The following is a 22,001-nucleotide window of genomic DNA, read 5'->3' on the forward strand; positions in this document are numbered from 1 at the left end:
ATCAACATTCGACGATGTTGACCGCGAGGCCGCCGCGCGCGGTCTCCTTGTACTTGGTCATCATGTCGGCGCCGGTCTCGCGCATGGTCTTGATGACCTTGTCGAGGCTCACATGGTGCGTGCCGTCGCCGCGCAAGGCCATGCGCGCCGCATTGATCGCCTTTACCGACGCGATCGCGTTGCGCTCGATGCAGGGGATCTGCACCAGCCCGCCGACCGGGTCGCAGGTCAAGCCGAGGTGGTGCTCCATGCCGATCTCGGCGGCGTTTTCCACCTGCTCCGGCGAACCGCCGAGCACGGCGCACAGCGCGCCGGCGGCCATCGAGCAGGCCACGCCGACCTCGCCCTGGCAGCCCACTTCCGCGCCGGAGATCGAGGCGTTCTCCTTGTAGAGGATGCCGATCGCGGCGGCGGTGAGCAGGAAGTCGATCACGCCGCGGTCGGTCGAGCCGGGCACGAAGCGCGCGAAGTAGTGCAGCACGGCGGGCACGATGCCGGCTGCACCGTTGGTCGGCGCGGTGACGACGCGGCCGCCAGCGGCGTTCTCCTCGTTCACCGCCAGCGCATAGAGGTTCACCCAGTCGAGCACCTGCAGCGGGTCGCGCAGAGCGGCCTCCGGGTTGGCGCACAGCTGCCGGTGCAGGTCCTGCGCGCGCCGACGCACCTTGAAGCCTCCGGGCAGCGTGCCGCCGGTGCGGCAGCCGCGCTCCACGCTGGCCTGCATCACCGCCCAGATCTTCAGCAGGCCGGCATCGATCTCGGCATCGCTGCGCCAGTGGCGCTCGTTGCGGCGCATCAGTTCGGCGATGCCGCAGCCCTGGCGCGCGGCCAGTGCCAGCAGCTCGGCGCCGGAGCGGAAAGGGAAGGGCAGCACCGTCGCGTCCGGCGCGATGGCCTTCTGCTTCGAGCCGTCGGCCGCCACCTCGTCGCTGACGACGAAACCGCCGCCCACCGAGTAGTAGACGCGCTCGGACAGCCGCACGCCGTCGGCGCCGAAGGCCTCGAAGCGCATGCCGTTGGCGTGGAAGGGCAGCGTCTCGCGGCGCAAGAAGACGAGGTCGGTCTTCTCGTTGAAGCGCACCGCGTGCCCGCCGGGCAGGTACAGCAGACCCTGCGTGCGCAGCTCGTGCAGCAGGGCCGGAATGGCCTCGACGTCGACCGTGTCGGGCTCGTGGCCGGCAAGGCCGAGCAGCACCGCCTTGTCGCTGCCGTGGCCCTTGCCGGTCGCACCCAGCGAGCCGTACAGGCGCGCCGTCACGCGCGCCGTCGCGGCGAGATGGCCGTCGTGCTGCAGGCGCAGCGCGAACAGCCGCGCCGCGCGCATCGGGCCGACGGTGTGCGAGCTCGACGGGCCGATGCCGATCTTGAACAGGTCGAAGACGGAGACGGCCATGGTCGCGCCGCGCTCAGCTTGCCAGCTCGGACATGGGCACGCAGGAGCAGAACAGGTTGCGGTCACCCCAGACGTTGTCGACGCGGCCCACCGGCGCCCAGTACTTCGCGCGCCGCAGCGAGGCGACCGGGTAGGCGGCCTGCTCGCGGGTGTAGGCGTGCTGCCAGTCGGCCTTGAGCAGGGCTTCGGCCGTGTGCGGTGCGTGTTTCAGCGGGTTGTCCTCGCGCGGCCAGGCGCCGGATTCGACCTGCGCGATCTCGCCGCGGATGGCGATCATCGCGTCGCAGAAGCGGTCGAGCTCCTCGCGCGATTCGCTCTCGGTGGGCTCGACCATCAGCGTGCCGGCCACCGGGAAGCTCAGTGTCGGCGCGTGGAAGCCGTAGTCGATCAGCCGCTTGGCCACGTCCTCGGCGCTGATGCCGCTGCTGTCCTTCAGCGGGCGCAGGTCGAGGATGCACTCGTGCGCCACGCCGCCACCCTGGATGCCGGGGATCTCGCCGCTGAAGTGGATGTCGTAGTGATCGGCCAGCCGCGCCGCCACATAGTTAGCCGCGAGGATGGCCGCCTCGGTGGCCGCCTGCAGGCCTTCGGCGCCCATCATGCGCACGTACATCCACGAGATCGGCAGCACGGCCGCGTTGCCCAGCGGCGCGGCGCTGACGGCGCCGACCTGCGAGGCCGTGCCGATCCCCGCGCTGCGGTGCGCTGGCAGGAAGGGCACCAGGTCCTCGACCACGCACACCGGCCCGACGCCGGGGCCGCCGCCGCCGTGCGGGATGCAGAAGGTCTTGTGCAGGTTCAGGTGGCTGACGTCGCCACCGAACTCGCCGGGTGCGGCCACGCCGACCAGCGCATTCATGTTCGCGCCGTCCACATAAACGCGGCCGCCGAAGGAGTGCACCAGCGAGCAGAGTTCCTTCACGCGGGCCTCGAACACGCCGTAGGTCGACGGGTAGGTGATCATCACGCAGGCGAGGCGATCCTTGTGCTGCTCGCACTTCGCGCGCAGGTCGTCGAGGTCGACGTTGCCCAGCGCGTCGCACTTCACCACCACCACCTGCATGCCCGCCATCTGCGCGCTGGCCGGGTTGGTGCCGTGGGCGGACTCGGGGATCACGCAGATGTCGCGCTGCGCGTCGCCGCGCGACTCGTGCCAGGCCTTGATGACCAGCAGCCCGGCGTACTCGCCCTGCGAGCCCGCGTTGGGTTGCAAGCTGATGCCCGCATAGCCGGTGGCCTGGCACAGCCAGGCACGCAACTGTTCGTCGAGCTGCGCATAGCCGGCCAGTTGGTCGGCGGGCGCGAACGGGTGAACATTGGCGAACTCAGGCCAGGTGATCGGGATCATCTCGCTCGTCGCGTTTAGCTTCATCGTGCACGAGCCCAGCGGGATCATCGTGCGGTCGAGCGCCAGGTCCTTGTCGGCCAGGCTGCGCAGGTAGCGCAGCATGTCGGTCTCGCTGTGGAAGCGGTTGAACACCGGGTGCGTCAAGAATGTGCTGCTGCGCGACAGTGACAGCGGGATCAGCGGCTTCACACCCTGCTCGAAGGGTGCGAAGTCGGGCACGGCCTGGCCATGGGCGAACAGCGACCACAGCGTGGTGATGTCCTCGCGCGTGGTGGTTTCGTCGAGCGTGATGCCCACGCTGTCGACCGAGGCGCGGCGCAGGTTGAAGCCGGCGTCGCGCGCGGCTTGCAGCATGGTCTCGGTGCGGGCGCCGGTGGCGACGCACAGCGTGTCGAAGGCCGCCTCCGCAGCGACCGATGCGCCGAGCTGCTTCAGGCCCGCCGCGAGCACCGCGGTGTAGCTGGCCACGCGGCGGGCGATGCGCTTGAGCCCCTCGGGCCCGTGATAGACGGCGAACATGCTGGCCACCACGGCCGGCAGCACCTGCGCCGTGCAGATGTTGGAGGTGGCCTTCTCGCGGCGGATGTGCTGCTCGCGCGTCTGCAGCGCGAGGCGGTAGGCCGGTGCACCGTGCGCATCGACGCTGACGCCGACCAGCCGGCCCGGCATCGAGCGCTTGAACTCGTCGCGCGTGGCCAGGTAGGCGGCGTGCGGGCCGCCGTTGCCCATCGGCATGCCGAAACGCTGGGTGTTGCCCACGGCGATGTCGGCACCCATCTCGCCAGGCGGCACGAGCAGGGTCAGCGCCAGCAGGTCGGCGGCGACGATGGCCAGGCCGCCGCGTGCATGCACGGCGTCGATGAGTGGTTTCAGGTCGCGCACCGTGCCGTTGACGCCGGGGTACTGCAGCAGCATCGCGAAGGCGTCCACCGTCGCGGCTGATTCCGTGCTGCCGGTGACCACCTCGATGCCCAGCGGCCTGGCCCGCGTGCGCACCACCTCCAGCGTCTGCGGCAGCACGTCGTCGGCGACGTAGAAGCGCGTCGATTTGGACTTGCCCATGCGCATGGCCAGCGTCATCGCCTCGGCTGCGGCGGTGGCTTCGTCGAGCATCGACGAGCCGGCGATGGCCATGCCGGTGAGATCGCACACCATGGTCTGGAAGTTGACCAGCGCCTCCATGCGGCCCTGCGAGATCTCGGCCTGGTAGGGCGTGTAGGCCGTGTACCAGGCCGGGTTCTCGAGGATGTTGCGCAGGATGACGCCCGGCGTGTGCGTGCCATGGTACCCCTGTCCGATGAAGCTCTTGAGCAGCCGGTTGCGCCCGGCGATGGCCTTCAGTTCGGCCAGCGCCTGCGCTTCGGTCAGCGGCGCGGGCAGCGCCATCGGCACGGCGCGCGCGATCGGGCGAGGCACGATGGCCTCGATCAGCGCGCGGCGCGACGCTGCACCGATGACCGACAGCATGTGCTGCTCGGCCGCGGCATCGATGCCGATGTGGCGAGAGACGAACTCGGAGGCGTTCTCCAGCTCGCGCAGCGGCTGGTGGGCGGACATCAGCATGGGGCTTCCCGTGAAAGGCGGTGCAGGTTCAGGCGGTCTTGAGCAGCTTGTCGTAGGCCGGGCCGTCCATCAGCTGGTCGAACTCGGCCATGCCTGCCTCGGAGATGTGCACCTTGAAGAACCAGCCGTTGCCCAGCGGGTCGGTGTTGGCCAGCGAGGGGTCGTCGCGAAGCGCCTCGTTGACCTCGACGATCTCGCCGGTGACCGGCATGAACAGGTCGGCGGCGGCCTTGACGGACTCGACCACACCGGCGATGTCGCCCTTCTTGAAAGTCTTGCCGACCTCCGGCAGGTCGACGAAGACGACGTCGCCCAGCGCGTCCTGTGCATGGTGGGTGATGCCCACGGTGGCGGCCTCGTGGTCCTCGATGTTGATCCACTCGTGATCGGGGGTGTACATCGTCGTCATCGGTGTTCTCCTTGGGGTGACGTGACGGGTTCAGCCGCGGAAGTAGCGGTGGGGGGCGAAAGGCATCGGGCTCACGCGCATCGGCTGGCGCTTGCCGCGCACCTCGGCGTAGACCTCGTGATTGGGCAGCGCGTGATTGGCGGCGAGATAGGCCATGGCGATAGGCTTGTCGACCGAAGGCGCGAGCGTGCCGCTGGTGACGCGGCCGAGCTTGTGGCCCTGGGCATCGACGATGGTCGCGCCCTCGCGCACCGGCAAACGCTCCAGGCCGACCAGGCCGACGCGCTTGCAGGTCACGCCGGCGCCGAGCTGCTTGTCGATCGCCGCCGCGCCCGGGTAGCCGCCGTGGCGCGCGCCGCCGACGCGGCGCACCTTCTGGATCGCCCAAGTCAGGCCGGCTTCGACCGGTGTCTTGGTCTCGTCGATGTCGTGGCCGTACAGGCACAGGCCGGCTTCGAGGCGCAGCGTGTCGCGTGCGCCCAAGCCGGCCGGCTTCACCTCGGGCAGCGCGAGCAGTGCGCGGGCCAGGTCGGCCGCCTGCTCGGCGGGCACGGAGATTTCGTAGCCGTCCTCGCCGGTGTAGCCGGATCGGGTGGCGAAACACTCGATACCGGCAATGTGCGCAAAGGCCCCGGTCATGAACGTGAGCTTGCCGAGATCGGGCGCGAGCCGCGCGATCGCCGCGGCCGCCTTCGGGCCTTGCAGGGCGAGCAGGGCGCGTTCGGGCATCGGCACCACCGTGCAGCGGTGGCCGATGTTCGTCTGCAGGTGACGCATGTCGGCGTCCTTGCAGCCGGCGTTGACGATCACCAGCAGGTCGTTCTCGCGCCGAGTGATCATCAGGTCGTCGAGGATGCCGCCGGCCGCATTGGTGAAGAAGCCGTAGCGCTGGCGGCCCGGTGCGAGGTCGACCACGTCGACTGGCACCAGCGACTCCAGGGCCCGCGCGGCGTCGTCGCCGACCAGGCGCACCTGTCCCATGTGCGACACGTCGAAGAGGGCGGCCGAATCGCGGCAATGGCGGTGCTCGGCGAGGATGCCGGCGGGGTAGCTCACCGGCATGGCGTAGCCGGCGAAGGGCACCATCTTGGCGCCGAGTTCGGCGTGCAGGTCGTACAGCGGGGTGCGCTGCAGGGGAGTGTCGGACATGTTCGCCTCCGGGCGACGCTTTTCGAGGGCCTTGGCCAACCCCGGCGTGGCACATGCCAAACCAGGGAGCTGCCCTCTCTGTCCGCTTTACCTGAGAGATTGGCGGCGCCGCAACAGGCGCGTCCGCTTGCCCCTTCGGTGGGCCCGCTCGAAACGGGCCTCTCTCCAGCGAGGAACGCCCTGCGCGAACGCAAGACGCTTGCCAGTCCTTTTGCCTGAGCGTTCGAACGATGTCCTGTTCTGCGCCTTCGGCGGCTTCACGGGGAAGCTCTCTCCTGACGGCGCGCAGTGTAGCAGCCGCGGGCCGGATAATCGCGCCCCATGACAGCTGCAGACGAATGGTTGACGGTCGAATCGCTCGACCTCGAGGCGCAGGGCGTGGCCCACAACGCCGAGGGCAAGGTGGTGTTCGTCGATGGTGCATTGCCCGGCGAGGTGGTGCAGGTCACGGTGCAACGGCGCAAGAACAACTGGGAGCAGGCCACCGCGGTGGCCTGGCGCCGCGAGAGTTCGCAGCGCGTTCGGCCGCAGTGCCCGCATTTCGGGAACTGCGGCGGCTGCAAGATGCAGCACCTGCATGTGGCGGCACAGGTGGCCACCAAGCAACGTGCGCTGGAAGACGCGCTGTGGCACCTGGGCAAGGTGAAGGCCGAACAGATGCTGCGCCCGATCGAGGGTCCGGCCTGGGGCTACCGCTTCCGCGCCCGGCTGTCGGTGCGCCACGTGGCGAAGAAGGGCAAGGTGCTGGTGGGCTTCCACGAGCGCAAGTCGAGCTACGTCGCCGACATGGAAGTCTGCGAAGTGCTGCCGCCTCACTTGTCGGCGATGCTGTTGCCGCTTCGCGAACTGATCGGCTCGATGGACCAGCGCGACCGGCTGCCGCAGATCGAGGTGGCGGTGGGTGACTCGGTCACTGCGCTGGTGCTGAGGCACCTGGAACCGCTGTCGGCGGCCGATGCCGACCGGATGCGCGACTTCGCGAAGGATCGTGGCGTGCAGTGGTGGCTGCAGCCCAAGGGCCCCGACACGGTACATCGCCTCGACGAGGGCGGGCCGGAACTGGCCTACACGTTGCCCGAGTTCGGCATCACGATGCCGTTCAAGCCGACCGACTTCACCCAGGTGAACCACCAGATCAACACCATGCTGGTCTCGCGCGCGCTGCGGCTGCTGGCCGTTCAACCGGGCGAGCGCGTGATCGACTGGTTCTGCGGCCTGGGCAACTTCACGCTGCCGCTGGCGCGCAGCGCACGCGAAGTGCTCGGCATCGAGGGCAGCGAGGCGCTGGTGCAGCGCTCGCGAGAGAACGCGGCGCGCAACGGGCTGGCGCAGACAACGCGCTTCGAGGCGCGCAACCTGTTCGAGCTGCCGGCGGCCGATCTCGCTGGCTACGGCATGGCCAACAAGTGGCTCGTCGATCCGCCGCGCGAAGGCGCCTTCGCGCTGGCCAAGGCGCTGGCCGAACTGCATGAGGCGCCCGCGTTCGCGCCGGGCTGGGCGCCGCCGCGGCGCATCGTCTACGTGAGCTGCAACCCGGCCACGCTCGCGCGCGATGCCGGCCTGCTGGTGCACCAGGCCGGATACCGCTGCACGGCGGCAGGCGCCGTCAACATGTTCCCGCACACGGCGCATGTCGAAAGCATTGCGGTCTTCGAAAAGGACGACATCCGGTGAACGCGACCGTCAGCATCCCGCTGTGGCTGTTCGTCCTGCTGCTCGTGCTGGCGGCGGCGGCCGGGCTGCAGTGGTTCCTGCTGCCGGGCGTGCGCTGGTACTTCCGGCGCAAGGTGCGGCGGGTGCTCGACGAGATCCAGTTGCGGCTCAAGATCGAACTGCCGCAGTTCAAGCTGACGCGCCGCCGCGCGCTGATCGACCGGCTGATGAGCGACCCTCGCGTGATGGCCGCGGCGCAGCAGCACGGCATCGAGACCGGCAAGTCTTCCGCTGCGGTGAAGAAGCAGGTGCTCGGCTATGCGCGAGAGATCGTGCCGGCCTTCAATGCCTACGTGTACTTCCGCGTCGGCTACTGGCTGGCCAAGACCTTCGCAAGGCTGGTCTACCGGGTTCGGCTCGGCTACACCGACGACGCGGCGATCGCTGCCATCAACCCCAAGTCCACGGTGGTGTTCGTGATGAACCACCGCAGCAACATGGACTACATCCTGGTGTCCTTCCTCGCCGCCGAGCGCGTCGCGCTGAGCTACGCGGTGGGCGAGTGGGCGCGCATCTGGCCGCTGCAGGGGCTGATCCGCGCGATGGGCGCGTACTTCGTGCGCCGCAACTCCGGCGACCCGCTGTACCGCATGGTGCTGCAGCGCTACGTGCAGATGGCCACCGAGGGTGGCGTGCCGCAGGCGATGTATCCCGAGGGAGGGCTGAGCGTGGATGGACGACTGCGCGAGCCCAAGCTCGGCCTGCTCGACTACATGCTCAAGGGCTTCAGCCCGGACGCCGAACGCGACCTGGTGTTCATCCCGGTGGGCATCAACTACGACCGCGTCATCGAAGACCGCAGCCTGCTGCGCAAGCTCGACGAGAAGCCGCCGCGCGGCAGCCTGTGGCGCACGCTGCGCATCACCGGGGCCTATCTCGGCCGCCAGTTCGTCTTCACGCTGCTGGGTCGACGCTATCGCTACGGCTACGCCTGCGTGAACTTCGGCCGCCCGCTGTCGATGCGCGGCTGGGTGCGCGAGCGCGGTGTCGATTTCCGTGGCCTCACCGACGCGCAGCGCCGCGATGCGGTGGGCGCCGTTGGGCAGGCACTGATGGCGACGATCGGCCAGACCATCCCGGTGCTGCCGGTTCCTCTGGTCGCACGCGTGCTGGCGGCCGACCCGCAGCAGGCCTGGTCGGAACTGGAGCTCAAGGCGGCCGTTCTCGCGCTCATGGAGCGCGCCGAGAACCAGGGGGCGCATGTCTACGTGCCGCGCAGCGACCGCGACTACGCCATCTCCGTGGGCCTGCGCATGCTGACGCTGCGTCATCTTGCCCTGGACGACGAGGGCCTGATCCGCGCCAATCCGGCCGAACTGCGTGTGCTGAACTACTACGCCAACTCGATCGCGCACCTGTTCGATGCACCAAAACAAACGGGGCCCGAAGGCCCCGCTTGAAGTTCAGTTCAGGACTGCGGCGATCACTCGCTGTTGCCACCGATGCCGAACAGCGACAGCAGCGCCTGGAACACGTTGTAGATGCTCAGGTAGACGCCGAGCGTGGCGCTGATGTAGTTCGTCTCGTAGCCGTCCTGCACGCGCTTCAGGTCGTACAGGATGAAGGCCGAGAAGATGCCGATCACCAGCACCGACAGCGTGATCATCAGCGCGCTCGACTGGATGAAGAAGTTGGCGATGCCCGCCACCAGCACCATGATCGCGCCGATGAAGAGCCACTTGCCCATCGCCGACAGGTCACGCTTGATGATCGACGACAAGGTGGCCATGCCGAGGAAGATCGCGCCGGTGCCGGCGAAGGCCATCATGATCAGGCTCGCGCCGTTGGTCAGGCCCAGCACCGCGCCGACCAGGCGCGAGAGCATGATGCCCATGAAGAAGGTGAAGGCCAGCAGCACCGGCACGCCGGCTGCGGAGTTCTTCGTCTTCTCGATCGCGAACATGAAGCCGAACGCACCGACCAGGAACACGACCAGGCCGATCCCGGGCGACATCGCGCGGGCGATGCCCGTGCTCACGCCGATCCAGGCGCCGAGCACCGTGGGCACCATCGACAGCGCGAGCAGCCAGTAGGTATTGCGCAGCACGCGGTTGCGCTGCTCCACCGATACCGCGGTGCCGGCGTATCCGCCGTAGGCAGCTTGCAGGCTCTGGTTCATGAAACCTCCGTGAATTGATGATGCACCCTTGGACGGGCAGGCCGGATTCTAGTTCCCCCTCTGCCGGGACATAAAGACCGTACACGCCGTGGCGAAATGGCGGCGCGACCTCCGCGGTAGAGTTGGCATTCTTCGAAGCCACCCACCGCCAGAGATCATGAACAACAAACCCTTCCTCACCCTGGACGACGCCAGGCGAATTGCGGCCGCCGCGGAAGCCGAAGCGCTGGCCAACAAGTGGGCGGTGTGCATCGCCGTCGTCGATGACGGCGGCCACCTGCTCTGGCTGCAGCGCCTGGACGGCGCGGCGCCGATCTCGGCCCAGATCGCGCCCAACAAGGCTCGCACGGCGGCGCTCGGCCGCCGCGAGAGCCGCGTCTACGAGGAGATGATCAACCAGGGGCGCATGTCCTTCCTCAGCGCGCCCGGGCTGGAGGCCATGCTCGAAGGTGGCGTGCCTGTCATCGCCGGCGGTCATTGCGTGGGAGCGGTGGGGGTCAGTGGCGTCAAGTCGGCCGAGGACGCGCAGATCGCGCGCGCCGGCATCGCCGCTCTCGGTCTCGCGGGCTGAAGCGGTCGGGTGAGGGTGGTCGCTCGGCTATAATTTCGCGGTTTAGCTTCTTCCACCCCGCCCAGCGAATCTCTCGCTGATTCCGACGGAAATTCCCCTCGGTTTTCCTGCCGGCGCAGTCTTCGCGAACGCCGGTTTCGGCTTCGACGAGCCGAGCTGGGCGCGCACACTCGAACGGAGATCCCGGTGCCGCCGCAACTGCTGTCCCCACAAGCCCAGGCCCTCCTGGCTCTCGCAGACGGCACGGTCTTCCACGGGGTCTCGATCGGCGCGCCCGGTCGCACCGTCGGCGAAGTGGTGTTCAACACAGCGCTGACCGGCTACCAGGAGATCCTCACCGACCCGAGCTACTGCCGGCAGATCGTCACGCTGACGTATCCGCACATCGGCAGCTACGGGATCAACGAGGAAGACGTCGAGGCCTCGAAGGTCCATGCCGCCGGCCTGATCATCAAGGACCTGCCGATCCGCGCCTCCAACTTCCGCAGCACGCTCACGCTGAGCGACTACTTGAAGCGCGAGGGCACCGTGGCCATCGCCAACCTCGACACGCGGCGCCTCACGCGCATCCTGCGCAACGGCGGCGCCCAGAATGGCTGCATCCTGACGCTGCCGCTGGGCGAGAGCCTGACCGCTGCGCACCGCGAAGAAGCCATCGCCGCCGCCAAGGCGGCGCCAAGCATGGCCGGCCTGGACCTTGCGAAGGTCGTGACTTGCCGCGAGCGCAGCGAGTGGAGCGAAACGGAATGGTCGCTCGAAGACGGCTATGGCCAGTTGGTCAAGCCGAAGCATCACGTTGTCGCCTACGACTTCGGCGTCAAGCGCAACATCCTGCGCATGCTGGCCAGCCGCGGCTGCCGCGTGACCGTGGTGCCGGCGCAGACGCCGGCCACCCAGGTGCTCGAACTGAAGCCCGACGGCATCTTCCTGAGCAACGGCCCCGGCGACCCCGAGCCCTGCGACTACGCGATCGCGGCCTCGCGCGAGCTCATCGAGCGCGGCATCCCGACCTTCGGCATCTGCCTGGGCCACCAGATCGTGGCGCTGGCCTCGGGTGCGAAGACCTTCAAGATGAAGTTCGGACACCACGGCGCCAACCATCCGGTGAAGGACCTCGACACCGGACGCGTCAGCATCACCAGCCAGAACCACGGCTTCGCGGTGGACGAGAAATCGCTGCCGAAGAACCTGCGCCCGACCCACGTGTCGCTGTTCGACGGCACGCTGCAGGGCCTGGCGCGCACCGACAGGCCGGCCTTCTGCTTCCAGGGCCACCCGGAGGCCTCGCCCGGACCGCATGACATCTCGTACCTGTTCGACCGCTTCGTGGCGTTGATGGAGTCCAAGTAATGCCCAAGCGCACCGACCTCAAGAGCATCCTCATCATCGGCGCCGGCCCGATCATCATCGGCCAGGCCTGCGAGTTCGACTACTCCGGCGCCCAGGCCTGCAAGGCGCTGCGCGAGGAGGGCTATCGCGTCATCCTCGTCAACAGCAACCCGGCGACGATCATGACCGACCCGGGGATGGCCGATGCGACCTACATCGAGCCGATCACCTGGCAGATGGTCGAGAAGATCATCGCCAAGGAGCGGCCCGACGCCCTGTTGCCCACCATGGGCGGCCAGACGGCGTTGAACTGCGCACTCGACCTGCACAAGAACGGCGTTCTCGCCAAGTACGGCGTCGAGATGATCGGCGCCAACGAGCACGCGATCGAGAAGGCCGAAGACCGCCTGAAGTTCAAGGACGCGATGACGGGCATCGGCCTGCACTCGGCCAGGTCGGGCATCGCGCACTCGATGGAAGAGGCGCTCGCCGTGCAACGCCGCATCACGCAGGACATCGGCGGAACCGGCTTCCCGATGGTGATCCGCCCGAGCTTCACGCTCGGCGGCACCGGCGGCGGCATCGCCTACAACCCGGAGGAGTTCGAGGAGATCTGCAAGCGCGGTCTCGACCTCTCGCCGACCAACGAACTGCTCATCGAGGAGAGCCTGATCGGCTGGAAGGAGTTCGAGATGGAGGTCGTCCGCGACAAGGCGGACAACTGCATCATCGTGTGCTCCATCGAGAACCTCGACCCGATGGGCGTGCACACCGGCGACTCGATCACCGTCGCGCCGGCGCAGACGCTGACCGACAAGGAATACCAGCTGCTGCGCAACGCCTCGATCGCCATCCTGCGCGAGATCGGCGTCGACACGGGCGGCTCGAACGTCCAGTTCTCGATCAACCCGGCGAACGGCCGCATGGTGGTGATCGAGATGAACCCGCGCGTGTCGCGCTCCTCGGCACTGGCCTCCAAGGCCACGGGCTTTCCGATCGCCAAGGTGGCGGCCAAGCTGGCGGTGGGCTACACGCTCGATGAACTGCGCAACGACATCACCGGCGGCGCGACGCCGGCCTCGTTCGAGCCGAGCATCGACTACGTCGTCACCAAGATCCCGCGCTTCGCGTTCGAGAAGTTCCCGGCTGCCGATTCGCGCCTGACCACGCAGATGAAGTCGGTCGGCGAGGTGATGGCGATGGGCCGCACCTTCCAGGAAAGCCTGCAGAAGGCGCTGCGCGGCCTGGAGACCGGCATCGACGGCTTGAGCGAGCGCAGCGACGACCGTGAAGAGATCGTTCAGGAGATCGGCGAGCCCGGCCCGGAGCGCATCCTCTACGTGGGTGATGCCTTTCGCATCGGCATGACGCTCGACGAGATCTTCGAGGAAACGAAGATCGACCCCTGGTTCCTGGCGCAGATCGAGCAGATCGTCGCCACCGAGGGTGTGCTGAAGGGCCGCATCATGGCCAGCCTGAGCGAGCCGGAAATGCGCTTCCTCAAGCAGAAGGGCTTCTCCGACCGCCGCCTGGCCAAGCTGCTGGGCACCAACCAGCACGAGGTGCGCGCGGCGCGCCATGCGATGGGCGTGCGCCCGGTCTACAAGCGCGTGGACACCTGCGCGGCCGAGTTCGCCACGCAGACCGCCTACATGTACTCGTGCTACGAGACGCTGGACGGCGAGTGCGAGGCCAACCCGACCGATCGCAAGAAGATCATGGTGCTGGGCGGCGGGCCGAATCGCATTGGGCAGGGCATCGAGTTCGACTACTGCTGCGTGCATGCGGCGCTGGCGATGCGCGAGGACGGGTACGAGACCATCATGGTCAACTGCAACCCGGAAACCGTCTCGACCGACTACGACACCTCCGACCGCCTGTACTTCGAGCCGGTGACGCTGGAAGACGTGCTGGAGATCGTCGACAAGGAAAAGCCGCACGGCGTGATCGTCCAGTACGGCGGCCAGACGCCGCTGAAGCTGGCGCTCGACCTCGAGCGCGCCGGCGTGCCCATCGTCGGCACCAGCCCGGACAGCATCGACGTCGCCGAGGACCGCGAGCGCTTCCAGAAGCTGCTGCACGAGCTCGGCCTGCGCCAACCGCCCAACCGCACGGCGCGCACCGAAGAGGCGGCGCTGCTGCTCGCCAACGAGATCGGCTACCCGCTGGTGGTGCGCCCGAGCTACGTGCTCGGCGGCCGCGCGATGGAGATCGTGCACGGCGACAAGGACCTGGCGCGCTACATGCGCGAGGCGGTGCAGGTCAGCGAGAAGTCGCCGGTGCTGCTGGATCGCTTCCTCGACGACGCCATCGAGGTCGATGTCGACTGCATCGCCGACGGCACCGACGCCGCCACCGGCGTGATGATCGGCGGCATCATGGAGCACGTCGAGCAGGCCGGCATCCATTCCGGCGACTCGGCCTGTTCGCTGCCGCCGTACTCGCTGCCCAAGCCCCTGCAGGACGAACTGCGCCGCCAGACCACGCTGATGGCGCGCGCGCTGAAGGTCAAGGGCCTGATGAACGTGCAGTTCGCCATCCAGGGCGACATCGCCGGCGACGGCAGCGCGGCCACCGTCTACGTGCTCGAGGTGAACCCGCGCGCCTCGCGCACGGTGCCCTTCGTGTCCAAGGCCACCGGCCAGCCGCTGGCCAAGATCGCCGCGCGCTGCATGGTCGGCCAGACGCTGGCCTCGCAGAAGGGCGCCAAGGGCCGCATGCCGGCCGAGGTGATCCCGCCGTACTTCAGCGTCAAGGAGGCGGTGTTCCCGTTCAACAAGTTCCCCGGCGTGGATCCGATCCTCGGGCCGGAGATGCGCTCCACCGGCGAGGTGATGGGCGCGGGTTTGACCTTCGGCGAAGCGATGCTCAAGAGCCAGCTCGGTGCCGGTTCGCGCCTGCCGCGCAAGGGCGCGGTGTGCATCACCGTGAAGAACGGCGACAAGGCGCGTGCCGTGGCCGTGGCCCGTGACCTGCACGCGATGGGCTTCCAGCTGGTGGCCACCAAGGGCACGGCGGCGGCGATCGCCGAGGCCGGGGTGCCGGTCAAGGCGGTCAACAAGGTCAAGGACGGGCGGCCGCACATCGTCGACATGGTCAAGGGCGGCGAGATCCAGCTCGTCTTCACCACGGTGGACGAGACGCGCACGGCGATCGCCGATTCGCGCCACATCCGCCAGGCGGCACTGGCCAACCGGGTGACCTACTACACCAGCATGGCCGGCTGCGAAGCTGCGGTCGAAGGCATGAAGCACCAGGCCGGTCTTGGCGTGAAGTCGCTGCAGGAACTGCACGCGGAACTGCACTAAACTTCCATCCAACCCTCGCGGCCGCTGCCGGACTCCCGGCGGCGGCCTCGTTTTTTGCGGCAAGGCTAGAACCCCATGGTCACCATTCCCCTCACCAAGCGCGGTGCCGAGAAGCTCAAGGAAGAGCTGGCGCGGCTGAAGAACGTCGAGCGCCACGCCGTCATCCAGGCGATCGCCGAGGCGCGTGCGCAGGGTGACCTCTCGGAGAACGCCGAGTACGAGGCCGCCAAGGACAAGCAGGGCTTCATCGAAGGCCGCATCCTCGAGATCGAGGGCAAGCTGGCGGCAGCGCAGATCATCGACCCGTCGACGCTGGACGCCGGCGGCCGCGTGGTCTTCGGCTCCACGGTCGACCTGGAAGACGAAGACAGCGGCCAGAAAGTCACCTACCAGATCGTCGGCGACGACGAAGCCGACCTGAAGCAGGGCCTGATCTCGATCAGCTCGCCGATCGCGCGTGCGCTGATCGGCAAGGAAGGCGGCGACGTGGCCGAGGTGCAGGCCCCCGGTGGCGTGCGCCACTACGAGATCGTCGACGTCCGCTATCTCTGAGCATGTCTGCCAACCGCGCCGCGGCGGTGCTGGCCGGCCTGTGGGCCGGCATCCTGCTTGCCATCGGGCTGATCGGCGCGCCGGCCGGCTTCGCCACGCTGGCCGTGTCGGCCGATGCCGGGCGGGTGGCCGGGCGCATGTTCGCGCAGGAGGCCTATCTCGGCCTGGGCGTGGCGATCGTGCTGTTCCTGCTCGAGCGCGGCCGGGCGCGCCGCGCTGCCGAAGCCGGGCAGGGCTCGGCGCTCAACGCCAACATGCTTCTGCTGCTCGGTGCGTTGTTCTGCACCGTGGCCGGCTACTTCGCGCTGCAGCCGATGATGGCGGCAGCGCGAGCCGGGCAGGGGCCCTGGTCCTTCGGCGCGTTGCACGGCGTCTCGGCCGCCTTCTTCGGGCTCAAGGCGCTGCTGGTGCTGACGCTGGCGTGGCGGCTCGTACCAAGCTGAGCGCGGCAGCTCGGCCTTTGCGGGCGCTATTCGGCGGCGGACTTCTTGATGCTGGTCACGCGCTTGCGGGCGCGCTTGACCTCGCCGCCGGCAGCCAGACGCTGGTTGCCCAGCACCTTGACCTTCTTGATCTGCGGCCGATGGTTGCCGCTGCGCGAGAACTTCAGCACCTTGACCACCTTGGGGCCGGGCATGCGGTCGTCGCGCTCGGCCTTTTCCTTCGGCGGGATCGGGCGCCAAAGCACCAGCAGCTTGCCGATGTGCTGGATGGGCGCGGCGTTGAGCGTCTCGGCCAGCGTGGCGAAGATGGTCTCTCGCGTCTCGCGCTCGTCGGAGAACACCCTCACCTTGATCAGGCCGTGAGCGTTCAGCGCCGCGTCGACCTCTTTGCTGACGGCGGCCGTGAGGCCGTCGCCTCCGATCAGCACGACCGGATCGAGGTGATGGGCATCGGCGCGTTTGTCCTTGCGCTGGGCGGGCGTGAGCTGGATGGCAGGCATGCCCGTATTATCCGCGCCAGATGAAAGTCCAGACGAAAAGCAAGAAGGTCAACAAGGCGTGGTTGCACGACCACCTGACCGACCCCTACGTGAGGCTGGCGCAGAAGGAGGGCTATCGCGCCCGCGCCGCCTACAAGCTCAAGGAGATCGATGAGACCCTGCACCTGATCAAGCCAGGGCAATTGGTCGTCGACCTCGGCGCCACGCCAGGCGCCTGGAGCCAGTACCTGCGCCGCAAGTTCGCGCCCCGTGACGCGGGCACCGGCGGCGCGGCGGTCGGCGAGCTCAATGGCACCATCATCGCGCTGGACCTGCTTGAGTTCGAGCCGATCGAGGGCGTGCACTTCATCCAGGGCGATTTCCGCGAGGACGCCGTACTCGCAGCGCTCGACGCCCAGGTGGCCGGCCGGCCGGTGGACGTGGTCGTCTCCGACATGGCGCCCAATCTGTCGGGCATCGAAAGCACGGATTCCGCCCGCATCGGCCTGCTGGTGGAACTGGCGGTCGATTTTGCCGTCCGACACCTGAAACCCGAGGGCGCGCTCGTCTGCAAGGTATTCCATGGCAGCGGCTACAACGAGCTCGTGAAACTCTTCAAGGACACTTTCCGAGTGGTCAAACCGATCAAACCGAAGGCATCGCGCGACAAGTCCGCTGAAACCTTCCTGGCCGGCATCGGGCTCAAGGTTCGGCCGGCAGGCAGCTGAGAATCGTCATGAACTGCACGAATCGAGGCGATACACGCAGACGTTCCAGGGTGAAACCAATCCAAATGCAGGCCTTGACTCGACTAAAATCGCACACATATGCCGTGGCAATGGGCGGAATCGTGTCCGCAGCGTTGTCTGACCGGGAAAAGGAGCCGCGGTGAACAATCAATGGTTCTCTAAAGTCGCTGTTTGGCTGGTGATCGCACTCGTGCTGTTCACCGTGTTCAAGCAGTTCGACCGCGGGGCTTCGACGGCCGGACAGATCGGCTACTCCGACTTCCTCGAAGAGGTGCGCAGCAAGCGCATCAAGAGCGTCCAGTTGCAGGAAGGCGCCGGTGGCAGCACCGAGATCCGCGCCCGCACCACCGACGACAAGGAACTGCGCACCACCGCCACCTACCTCGACCGCGGCTTGGTGGGCGACCTGATCAACAACGGCATCAAGTTCGACGTCAAGCCGCGCGAGGAACCCTCGTTCCTGCTCAGCCTGCTGGCGAGCTGGGGCCCGATCCTGCTGCTCATCGGCGTCTGGATCTACTTCATGCGCCAGATGCAGGGCGGCGGCAAGGGCGGCGCCTTCAGCTTCGGCAAGAGCAAGGCGCGCATGCTCGACGAGGCCAACAACACCACCACCTTTGCCGACGTCGCCGGATGTGACGAGGCCAAGGAGGAGGTCAAGGAACTGGTCGACTTCCTGAAAGACCCGCAGAAGTTCCAGAAGCTGGGCGGGCGCATCCCGCGCGGCGTGCTGCTGGTCGGCCCCCCGGGCACCGGCAAGACGCTGCTGGCCAAGGCCATCGCCGGCGAGGCCAAGGTGCCGTTCTTCAGCATCTCCGGCTCCGACTTCGTCGAGATGTTCGTCGGCGTGGGTGCAGCCCGCGTGCGCGACATGTTCGAGCAGGCCAAGAAGAGCGCCCCGTGCATCATCTTCGTCGACGAAATCGACGCCGTGGGCCGCCATCGTGGCGCGGGCCTGGGCGGCGGCAACGACGAGCGCGAGCAGACGCTGAACCAGATGCTCGTCGAGATGGACGGTTTCGAGACCAACCTCGGCGTGATCGTGATGGCGGCGACCAACCGGCCCGACATCCTCGACCCGGCGCTGCTGCGCCCGGGCCGCTTTGACCGCCAGGTCTACGTAACGCTGCCCGACGTGCGCGGCCGCGAGCAGATCCTCAACGTGCACATGCGCAAGGTGCCGGTCGGCCAGGACATCCGCGCCGACATCCTGGCGCGCGGCACGCCGGGCTTCAGCGGTGCCGATCTGGCCAACCTGGTCAACGAGGCGGCGCTGTTCGCCGCGCGCCGCAACGGGCGCGTGGTCGAGATGGTCGACTTCGAGAAGGCCAAGGACAAGATCATGATGGGCCCCGAGCGCAAGTCCATGGTCATGCCCGAGGAAGAGCGCCGCAACACCGCCTACCACGAAGCTGGCCACGCCCTGGTGGCGCGCCTGATGCCCAAGACCGACCCGGTGCACAAGGTCACCGTGATCCCGCGCGGCCGCGCGCTGGGCGTGACGATGCAGTTGCCCGAAGGCGACCGCTACAGCATGGACAAGGAGCGCATGCTCTCGACCATCTCGGTGCTGTTTGGCGGCCGCATCGCCGAAGAGGTGTTCATGAACCAGATGACCACCGGCGCCAGCAACGACTTCGAGCGCGCCACGGCGATTGCCCGCGACATGGTGACGCGTTACGGCATGACCGACGAGCTCGGCCCGATGGTTTATGCCGAAAACGAGGGCGAGGTCTTCCTCGGCCGTTCGGTCACCAAGACGACCAACATGTCCGAGGAGACGATGCGCAAGGTCGACGGCGTGATCCGCCGCATCATCGACGAGCAGTACAACATTGCGCGCAAGCACATCGAAGAGAACCAGGACAAGATGCACGCGATGGCCAAGGCACTGCTCGAATGGGAAACCATCGACAGCGACCAGATCGAGGACATCATGACCGGCAAGCCGCCGCGGCCGCCGAAGGACTGGACGACGCCTTCGGGCAAGGGCAGCACTGCCGTGCCGCCGGTCAGCCCGGGCAGCGCGACGGCCACGGCCTGACCGAGAGCCAACGCAGCGTTTTTCGACGGGGCTTCGGCCCCGTTCGTGTTTTCAGACCCGCTCCGCAACGATGTTCTGGCAGACCACCCGCTTCAGGATCGACCTCGCGCGCCCGCGCGTGATGGGCATCGTCAACGTCACGCCGGACTCGTTTTCCGACGGCGGCCGCCACGGCGACACGTCGACGGCACTGGCGCATTGCGAGCAACTGCTGGCCGAGGGCGCCGATATCCTCGATATCGGCGGCGAGTCGAGCCGCCCCGGCGCGGCGCCGGTGCCGCTGGCGCAGGAACTCTCGCGGGTGCTGCCGGTGATCCAGGGCGCTTTGCAGTTCGGCGTGCCGCTGTCGGTGGACACCGTGAAGCCCGAGGTGATGCAGCGCGTGCTCGACCTCGGTGCCGACATCGTCAACGACATCAACGCGCTGCGCCTGCCTGGTGCGCTCGAGGCGGTGGCGGCCCACCCGCAATGCGGCGTCTGCCTGATGCACATGCATGGCGACCCGGCCACGATGCAGAGCCGACCAGCCTACGACGACGTGGTGGCCGAGGTGTCGGACTTCCTGCACGAGCGCGCCGCAGTGCTGCTGCGGCGGGGCGTGGGGCTTGAGCGCATCGTGTTCGACCCGGGTATCGGCTTCGGCAAGAGCGTGGCGCACAACCTCGAGTTGCTGCGCCGCCAGCGCGAGTTGCTGGCGCTGGGCCGGCCGCTGCTGCTGGGATGGTCGCGCAAATCCACGCTGGGCACGCTGACCGGCCGGCCGGTCGGCGAGCGGCTGGCGGCCAGCGTCGCGGCGGCGCTGGCTTCGGTGCAACTGGGGGCGCGCGTCGTTCGTGTGCACGATGTCGCGGCCACGGTCGACGCCCTGAAGGTGTGGGATGGCGCAGGACTGGGCGGCTGACAGAATCGCCGCCGGAGGATTGACATGAGCAGAAACTACTTCGGCACCGACGGCATCCGCGGCACGGTCGGCCAGGGCGCGATCACCGCCGACTTCATGCTTCGCATCGGCCATGCCGTAGGCCGCGTGTTGCGGGCCAGCGAGACCCGCCCGACGGTGCTGATCGGCAAGGACACGCGCATCTCGGGCTACATGATCGAGTCGGCGCTGGAGGCCGGGTTCACCTCGGCTGGCGTTGATGTGCTGATGACCGGCCCGCTGCCCACGCCTGGCGTGGCCTACATGACCCGGGCGCTGCGCCTGAGCCTGGGCGTGGTGATCAGCGCTTCGCACAACCCCTTCGAGGACAACGGAATCAAGTTCTTCTCGGCGCGCGGCGAGAAGCTGCCCGATGCCTGGGAGCAGCAGGTCGAGTCCGAGCTCGAGAAGCCGGCGCAGTGGGTCGACTCCGCTCGCCTGGGCAAGGTGCGCAAGCTGGAAGACGCCCGCGGCCGCTACATCGAGTTCTGCAAGAGCACCTTCAGCAACGACCTGTCGCTCAAGGGCCTGAAGATCGTCGTCGATGCGGCGCATGGCGCAGCCTCGCGCGTGGCGCCGAACGTGTTCCACGAACTCGGCGCCGAGGTGATCGAGATCGGCTGCAGCCCCGACGGGCTGAACATCAATGCCGGTTTCGGCGCCACCGCACCGGCCGCCTTGGTGGCGGCCGTCAAGGAACACCATGCCGACTACGGCGTAGCGCTCGACGGCGATGCCGACCGGCTGCAGCTGGTCGATGCCGCCGGGCGCCTGTACAACGGCGACGAGCTGCTTTTCGTGATGGTGGCCGACCGACTGGCGCAAGCGCAGAGCGTGCCGGGCGCCGTGGGCACATTGATGACCAACATGGCGGTCGAGGTGGCGCTGAAGGAGCGCGGCATCGACTTCGTGCGCGCGAAGGTCGGAGACCGCTACATCCTCGAGGAACTGGCCGCACGCGGCTGGCAGCTCGGCGGCGAGGGCTCGGGCCACCTGCTCGCGCTGGACAAGCACACCACCGGTGACGGCATCGTGAGTGCGCTGCAGATCCTGCAGGCGGTGCGGCGCAGCGGCCAATCGCTGGCCGAACTGCTGCACGGGGTCACGCTGTTCCCGCAGACCTTGATCAACGTGCGTCTGGCCGAGGGCAGCGACTGGAAGAAGAACGCCTCGCTGGCAGCCATGCAGGAGCGCGTGACGCGCGAGCTCGGCGGCGACGGGCGCATCCTGATCCGTGCATCCGGCACCGAGCCGGTGCTGCGCGTGATGGTCGAGGCACGCGACGCCGCCGTGGCCAGGCGCTGCGCCGAACAGTTGTCCGACGCGGCGCGCGGCTGACCTACTTCTTCGGCGGCATCAGCACGCGGTCGATGACGTGCACGACGCCGTTGCTGGCCGGCACGTCGGCCTGGGTGACCATGGCGTCTTCTACGGTGACGAAGGTTCCCGACTTCGCCAGGGCTACGTTGGCACCTTGAACAGTCTTGGTGCTGGCGTTCTTCACGTCCGCCGACACGATCTTGCCGGCGACCACGTGATAGCTGAGAACCGACTTGAGCAGGTCCTTGTTCGCTGCCAGCTCGGCCATCGTCTTCGCCGGTACTGCCTTGAAAGCGTCATCGCTGGGAGCGAAAACCGTGTAGGGGCCAGCGCCGCGCAGGGTCTCGGTCAGGCCGGCATCGGCGATCAGCTTGCTCAGCGTGCTCAACTGCGGCGTACGGGAAGCGGTGTCGGCGACGTTGGTGGGTGCAGCGGTCGTAGCGCAGCCGGCCAGGAAGGCCAGCGCAACGGCCAGCGGGGCGAGAGAACGGAACATGGGACGAACTCCTGTCAGGTCGTGTCTTGGGAGGAACGGACGGGAGGCTATCCATGCTTTGTGACGAAGCCGTGACCGCGACGTGACGCCCGGTCAC

Annotated in this window: 18 protein-coding genes and 2 riboswitches; of the genes, 11 read left to right on the plus strand and 7 right to left on the minus strand. The window is 67.9% G+C overall.

Annotated features, from left to right (window positions below; translation table 11 throughout):
• Position 1 precedes the first annotated feature (1 nt).
• The 4 genes from HZ992_RS08470 to gcvT are packed head-to-tail and all read right to left on the minus strand — an operon-like array spanning position 2 to position 5,862.
• Positions 2 to 1,393 (minus strand): L-serine ammonia-lyase, encoded by a 1,392-nt coding sequence (locus HZ992_RS08470; protein WP_209386225.1) that lies wholly within the window; start codon positions 1,391 to 1,393, stop codon positions 2 to 4.
• Between the two features lie 13 nt (positions 1,394 to 1,406).
• Positions 1,407 to 4,304, minus strand: a complete 2,898-nt coding sequence (gcvP, locus tag HZ992_RS08475; RefSeq protein ID WP_209386226.1) for an aminomethyl-transferring glycine dehydrogenase — start codon at positions 4,302 to 4,304, stop codon at positions 1,407 to 1,409.
• Between the two features lie 28 nt (positions 4,305 to 4,332).
• Positions 4,333 to 4,713, minus strand: a complete 381-nt coding sequence (gcvH, locus tag HZ992_RS08480) for a glycine cleavage system protein GcvH (RefSeq protein WP_209386227.1) — start codon at positions 4,711 to 4,713, stop codon at positions 4,333 to 4,335.
• Between the two features lie 30 nt (positions 4,714 to 4,743).
• Positions 4,744 to 5,862: a glycine cleavage system aminomethyltransferase GcvT gene (gene gcvT, locus HZ992_RS08485; RefSeq protein ID WP_209386228.1), complete on the minus strand. Its 1,119-nt coding sequence runs from the start codon at positions 5,860 to 5,862 to the stop codon at positions 4,744 to 4,746.
• A 68-nt stretch (positions 5,863 to 5,930) separates the two neighbouring features.
• Positions 5,931 to 6,041: riboswitch (glycine riboswitch) on the minus strand.
• A 14-nt stretch (positions 6,042 to 6,055) separates the two neighbouring features.
• Positions 6,056 to 6,150: riboswitch (glycine riboswitch) on the minus strand.
• 33 nt (positions 6,151 to 6,183) lie between these two features.
• Between gcvT and rlmD the strand changes: the two genes are divergently transcribed.
• Positions 6,184 to 7,536 (plus strand): 23S rRNA (uracil(1939)-C(5))-methyltransferase RlmD, encoded by a 1,353-nt coding sequence (gene rlmD, locus HZ992_RS08490; protein ID WP_209386229.1) that lies wholly within the window; start codon positions 6,184 to 6,186, stop codon positions 7,534 to 7,536.
• Positions 7,533 to 8,975 (plus strand): 1-acyl-sn-glycerol-3-phosphate acyltransferase, encoded by a 1,443-nt coding sequence (locus HZ992_RS08495; RefSeq protein WP_209386230.1) that lies wholly within the window; start codon positions 7,533 to 7,535, stop codon positions 8,973 to 8,975. The genes rlmD and HZ992_RS08495 overlap by 4 nt, the downstream gene beginning before the upstream one ends.
• 23 nt (positions 8,976 to 8,998) lie before the next feature.
• Here the strand turns inward: HZ992_RS08495 and HZ992_RS08500 are convergent, their stop codons facing one another.
• Positions 8,999 to 9,694, minus strand: a complete 696-nt coding sequence (locus HZ992_RS08500; RefSeq protein WP_209386231.1) for a Bax inhibitor-1/YccA family protein — start codon at positions 9,692 to 9,694, stop codon at positions 8,999 to 9,001.
• A 157-nt stretch (positions 9,695 to 9,851) separates the two neighbouring features.
• Between HZ992_RS08500 and HZ992_RS08505 the strand changes: the two genes are divergently transcribed.
• The 5 genes from HZ992_RS08505 to HZ992_RS08525 all read left to right on the plus strand — a co-directional run bounded on the left by HZ992_RS08505 (position 9,852) and on the right by HZ992_RS08525 (position 15,897).
• On the plus strand, positions 9,852 to 10,265 hold the full coding sequence (locus HZ992_RS08505; protein WP_209386232.1) for a GlcG/HbpS family heme-binding protein: 414 nt from the start codon (positions 9,852 to 9,854) through the stop codon (positions 10,263 to 10,265).
• Positions 10,266 to 10,451: 186 nt separating this feature from the next.
• Positions 10,452 to 11,615, plus strand: coding sequence for a glutamine-hydrolyzing carbamoyl-phosphate synthase small subunit (gene carA, locus HZ992_RS08510; RefSeq protein ID WP_245213398.1), 1,164 nt, complete (start codon positions 10,452 to 10,454; stop codon positions 11,613 to 11,615).
• Positions 11,615 to 14,902, plus strand: coding sequence for a carbamoyl-phosphate synthase large subunit (gene carB / locus HZ992_RS08515; RefSeq protein WP_209386233.1), 3,288 nt, complete (start codon positions 11,615 to 11,617; stop codon positions 14,900 to 14,902). The genes carA and carB overlap by 1 nt, the downstream gene beginning before the upstream one ends.
• A gap of 75 nt (positions 14,903 to 14,977) precedes the next feature.
• Positions 14,978 to 15,454 (plus strand): transcription elongation factor GreA, encoded by a 477-nt coding sequence (greA, locus tag HZ992_RS08520; RefSeq protein ID WP_209386234.1) that lies wholly within the window; start codon positions 14,978 to 14,980, stop codon positions 15,452 to 15,454.
• 2 nt (positions 15,455 to 15,456) lie between these two features.
• Positions 15,457 to 15,897: a DUF4149 domain-containing protein gene (locus HZ992_RS08525; protein WP_209386235.1), complete on the plus strand. Its 441-nt coding sequence runs from the start codon at positions 15,457 to 15,459 to the stop codon at positions 15,895 to 15,897.
• A gap of 26 nt (positions 15,898 to 15,923) precedes the next feature.
• Here HZ992_RS08525 and HZ992_RS08530 read toward each other — a convergent pair whose 3' ends face one another.
• Positions 15,924 to 16,397 carry a YhbY family RNA-binding protein gene (locus HZ992_RS08530; protein ID WP_209386236.1) on the minus strand — a complete coding sequence of 158 codons (474 nt, stop codon included), beginning with the start codon at positions 16,395 to 16,397 and terminating at the stop codon, positions 15,924 to 15,926.
• A gap of 20 nt (positions 16,398 to 16,417) precedes the next feature.
• Here HZ992_RS08530 and HZ992_RS08535 point away from each other — a divergent pair, with 20 nt between their 5' ends.
• The 4 genes from HZ992_RS08535 (at position 16,418) to glmM (ending at position 21,426) form a co-directional block, all read left to right on the plus strand.
• A complete protein-coding gene (locus tag HZ992_RS08535; RefSeq protein WP_209386237.1) occupies positions 16,418 to 17,104 on the plus strand; it encodes an RlmE family RNA methyltransferase in 687 nt (228 codons plus the stop codon).
• A gap of 160 nt (positions 17,105 to 17,264) precedes the next feature.
• Positions 17,265 to 19,169 carry an ATP-dependent zinc metalloprotease FtsH gene (gene ftsH, locus HZ992_RS08540; RefSeq protein WP_209386238.1) on the plus strand — a complete coding sequence of 635 codons (1,905 nt, stop codon included), beginning with the start codon at positions 17,265 to 17,267 and terminating at the stop codon, positions 19,167 to 19,169.
• A 70-nt stretch (positions 19,170 to 19,239) separates the two neighbouring features.
• Positions 19,240 to 20,070: a dihydropteroate synthase gene (gene folP, locus HZ992_RS08545; RefSeq protein ID WP_209386239.1), complete on the plus strand. Its 831-nt coding sequence runs from the start codon at positions 19,240 to 19,242 to the stop codon at positions 20,068 to 20,070.
• Between the two features lie 24 nt (positions 20,071 to 20,094).
• The gene (gene glmM, locus HZ992_RS08550; protein ID WP_209386240.1) at positions 20,095 to 21,426 is read left to right on the plus strand and encodes a phosphoglucosamine mutase; all 1,332 of its coding nucleotides are present in this window, start codon (positions 20,095 to 20,097) and stop codon (positions 21,424 to 21,426) included.
• Between the two features lies 1 nt (position 21,427).
• On the opposite strand, the gene HZ992_RS08555 is transcribed toward glmM, so the two are convergent.
• A complete protein-coding gene (locus HZ992_RS08555; protein WP_209386241.1) occupies positions 21,428 to 21,904 on the minus strand; it encodes a fasciclin domain-containing protein in 477 nt (158 codons plus the stop codon).
• Positions 21,905 to 22,001: the final 97 nt, after the last annotated feature.

It is taken from the genome of Rhizobacter sp. AJA081-3 (assembly GCF_017795745.1).
Lineage (GTDB): Bacteria > Pseudomonadota > Gammaproteobacteria > Burkholderiales > Burkholderiaceae_C > Piscinibacter.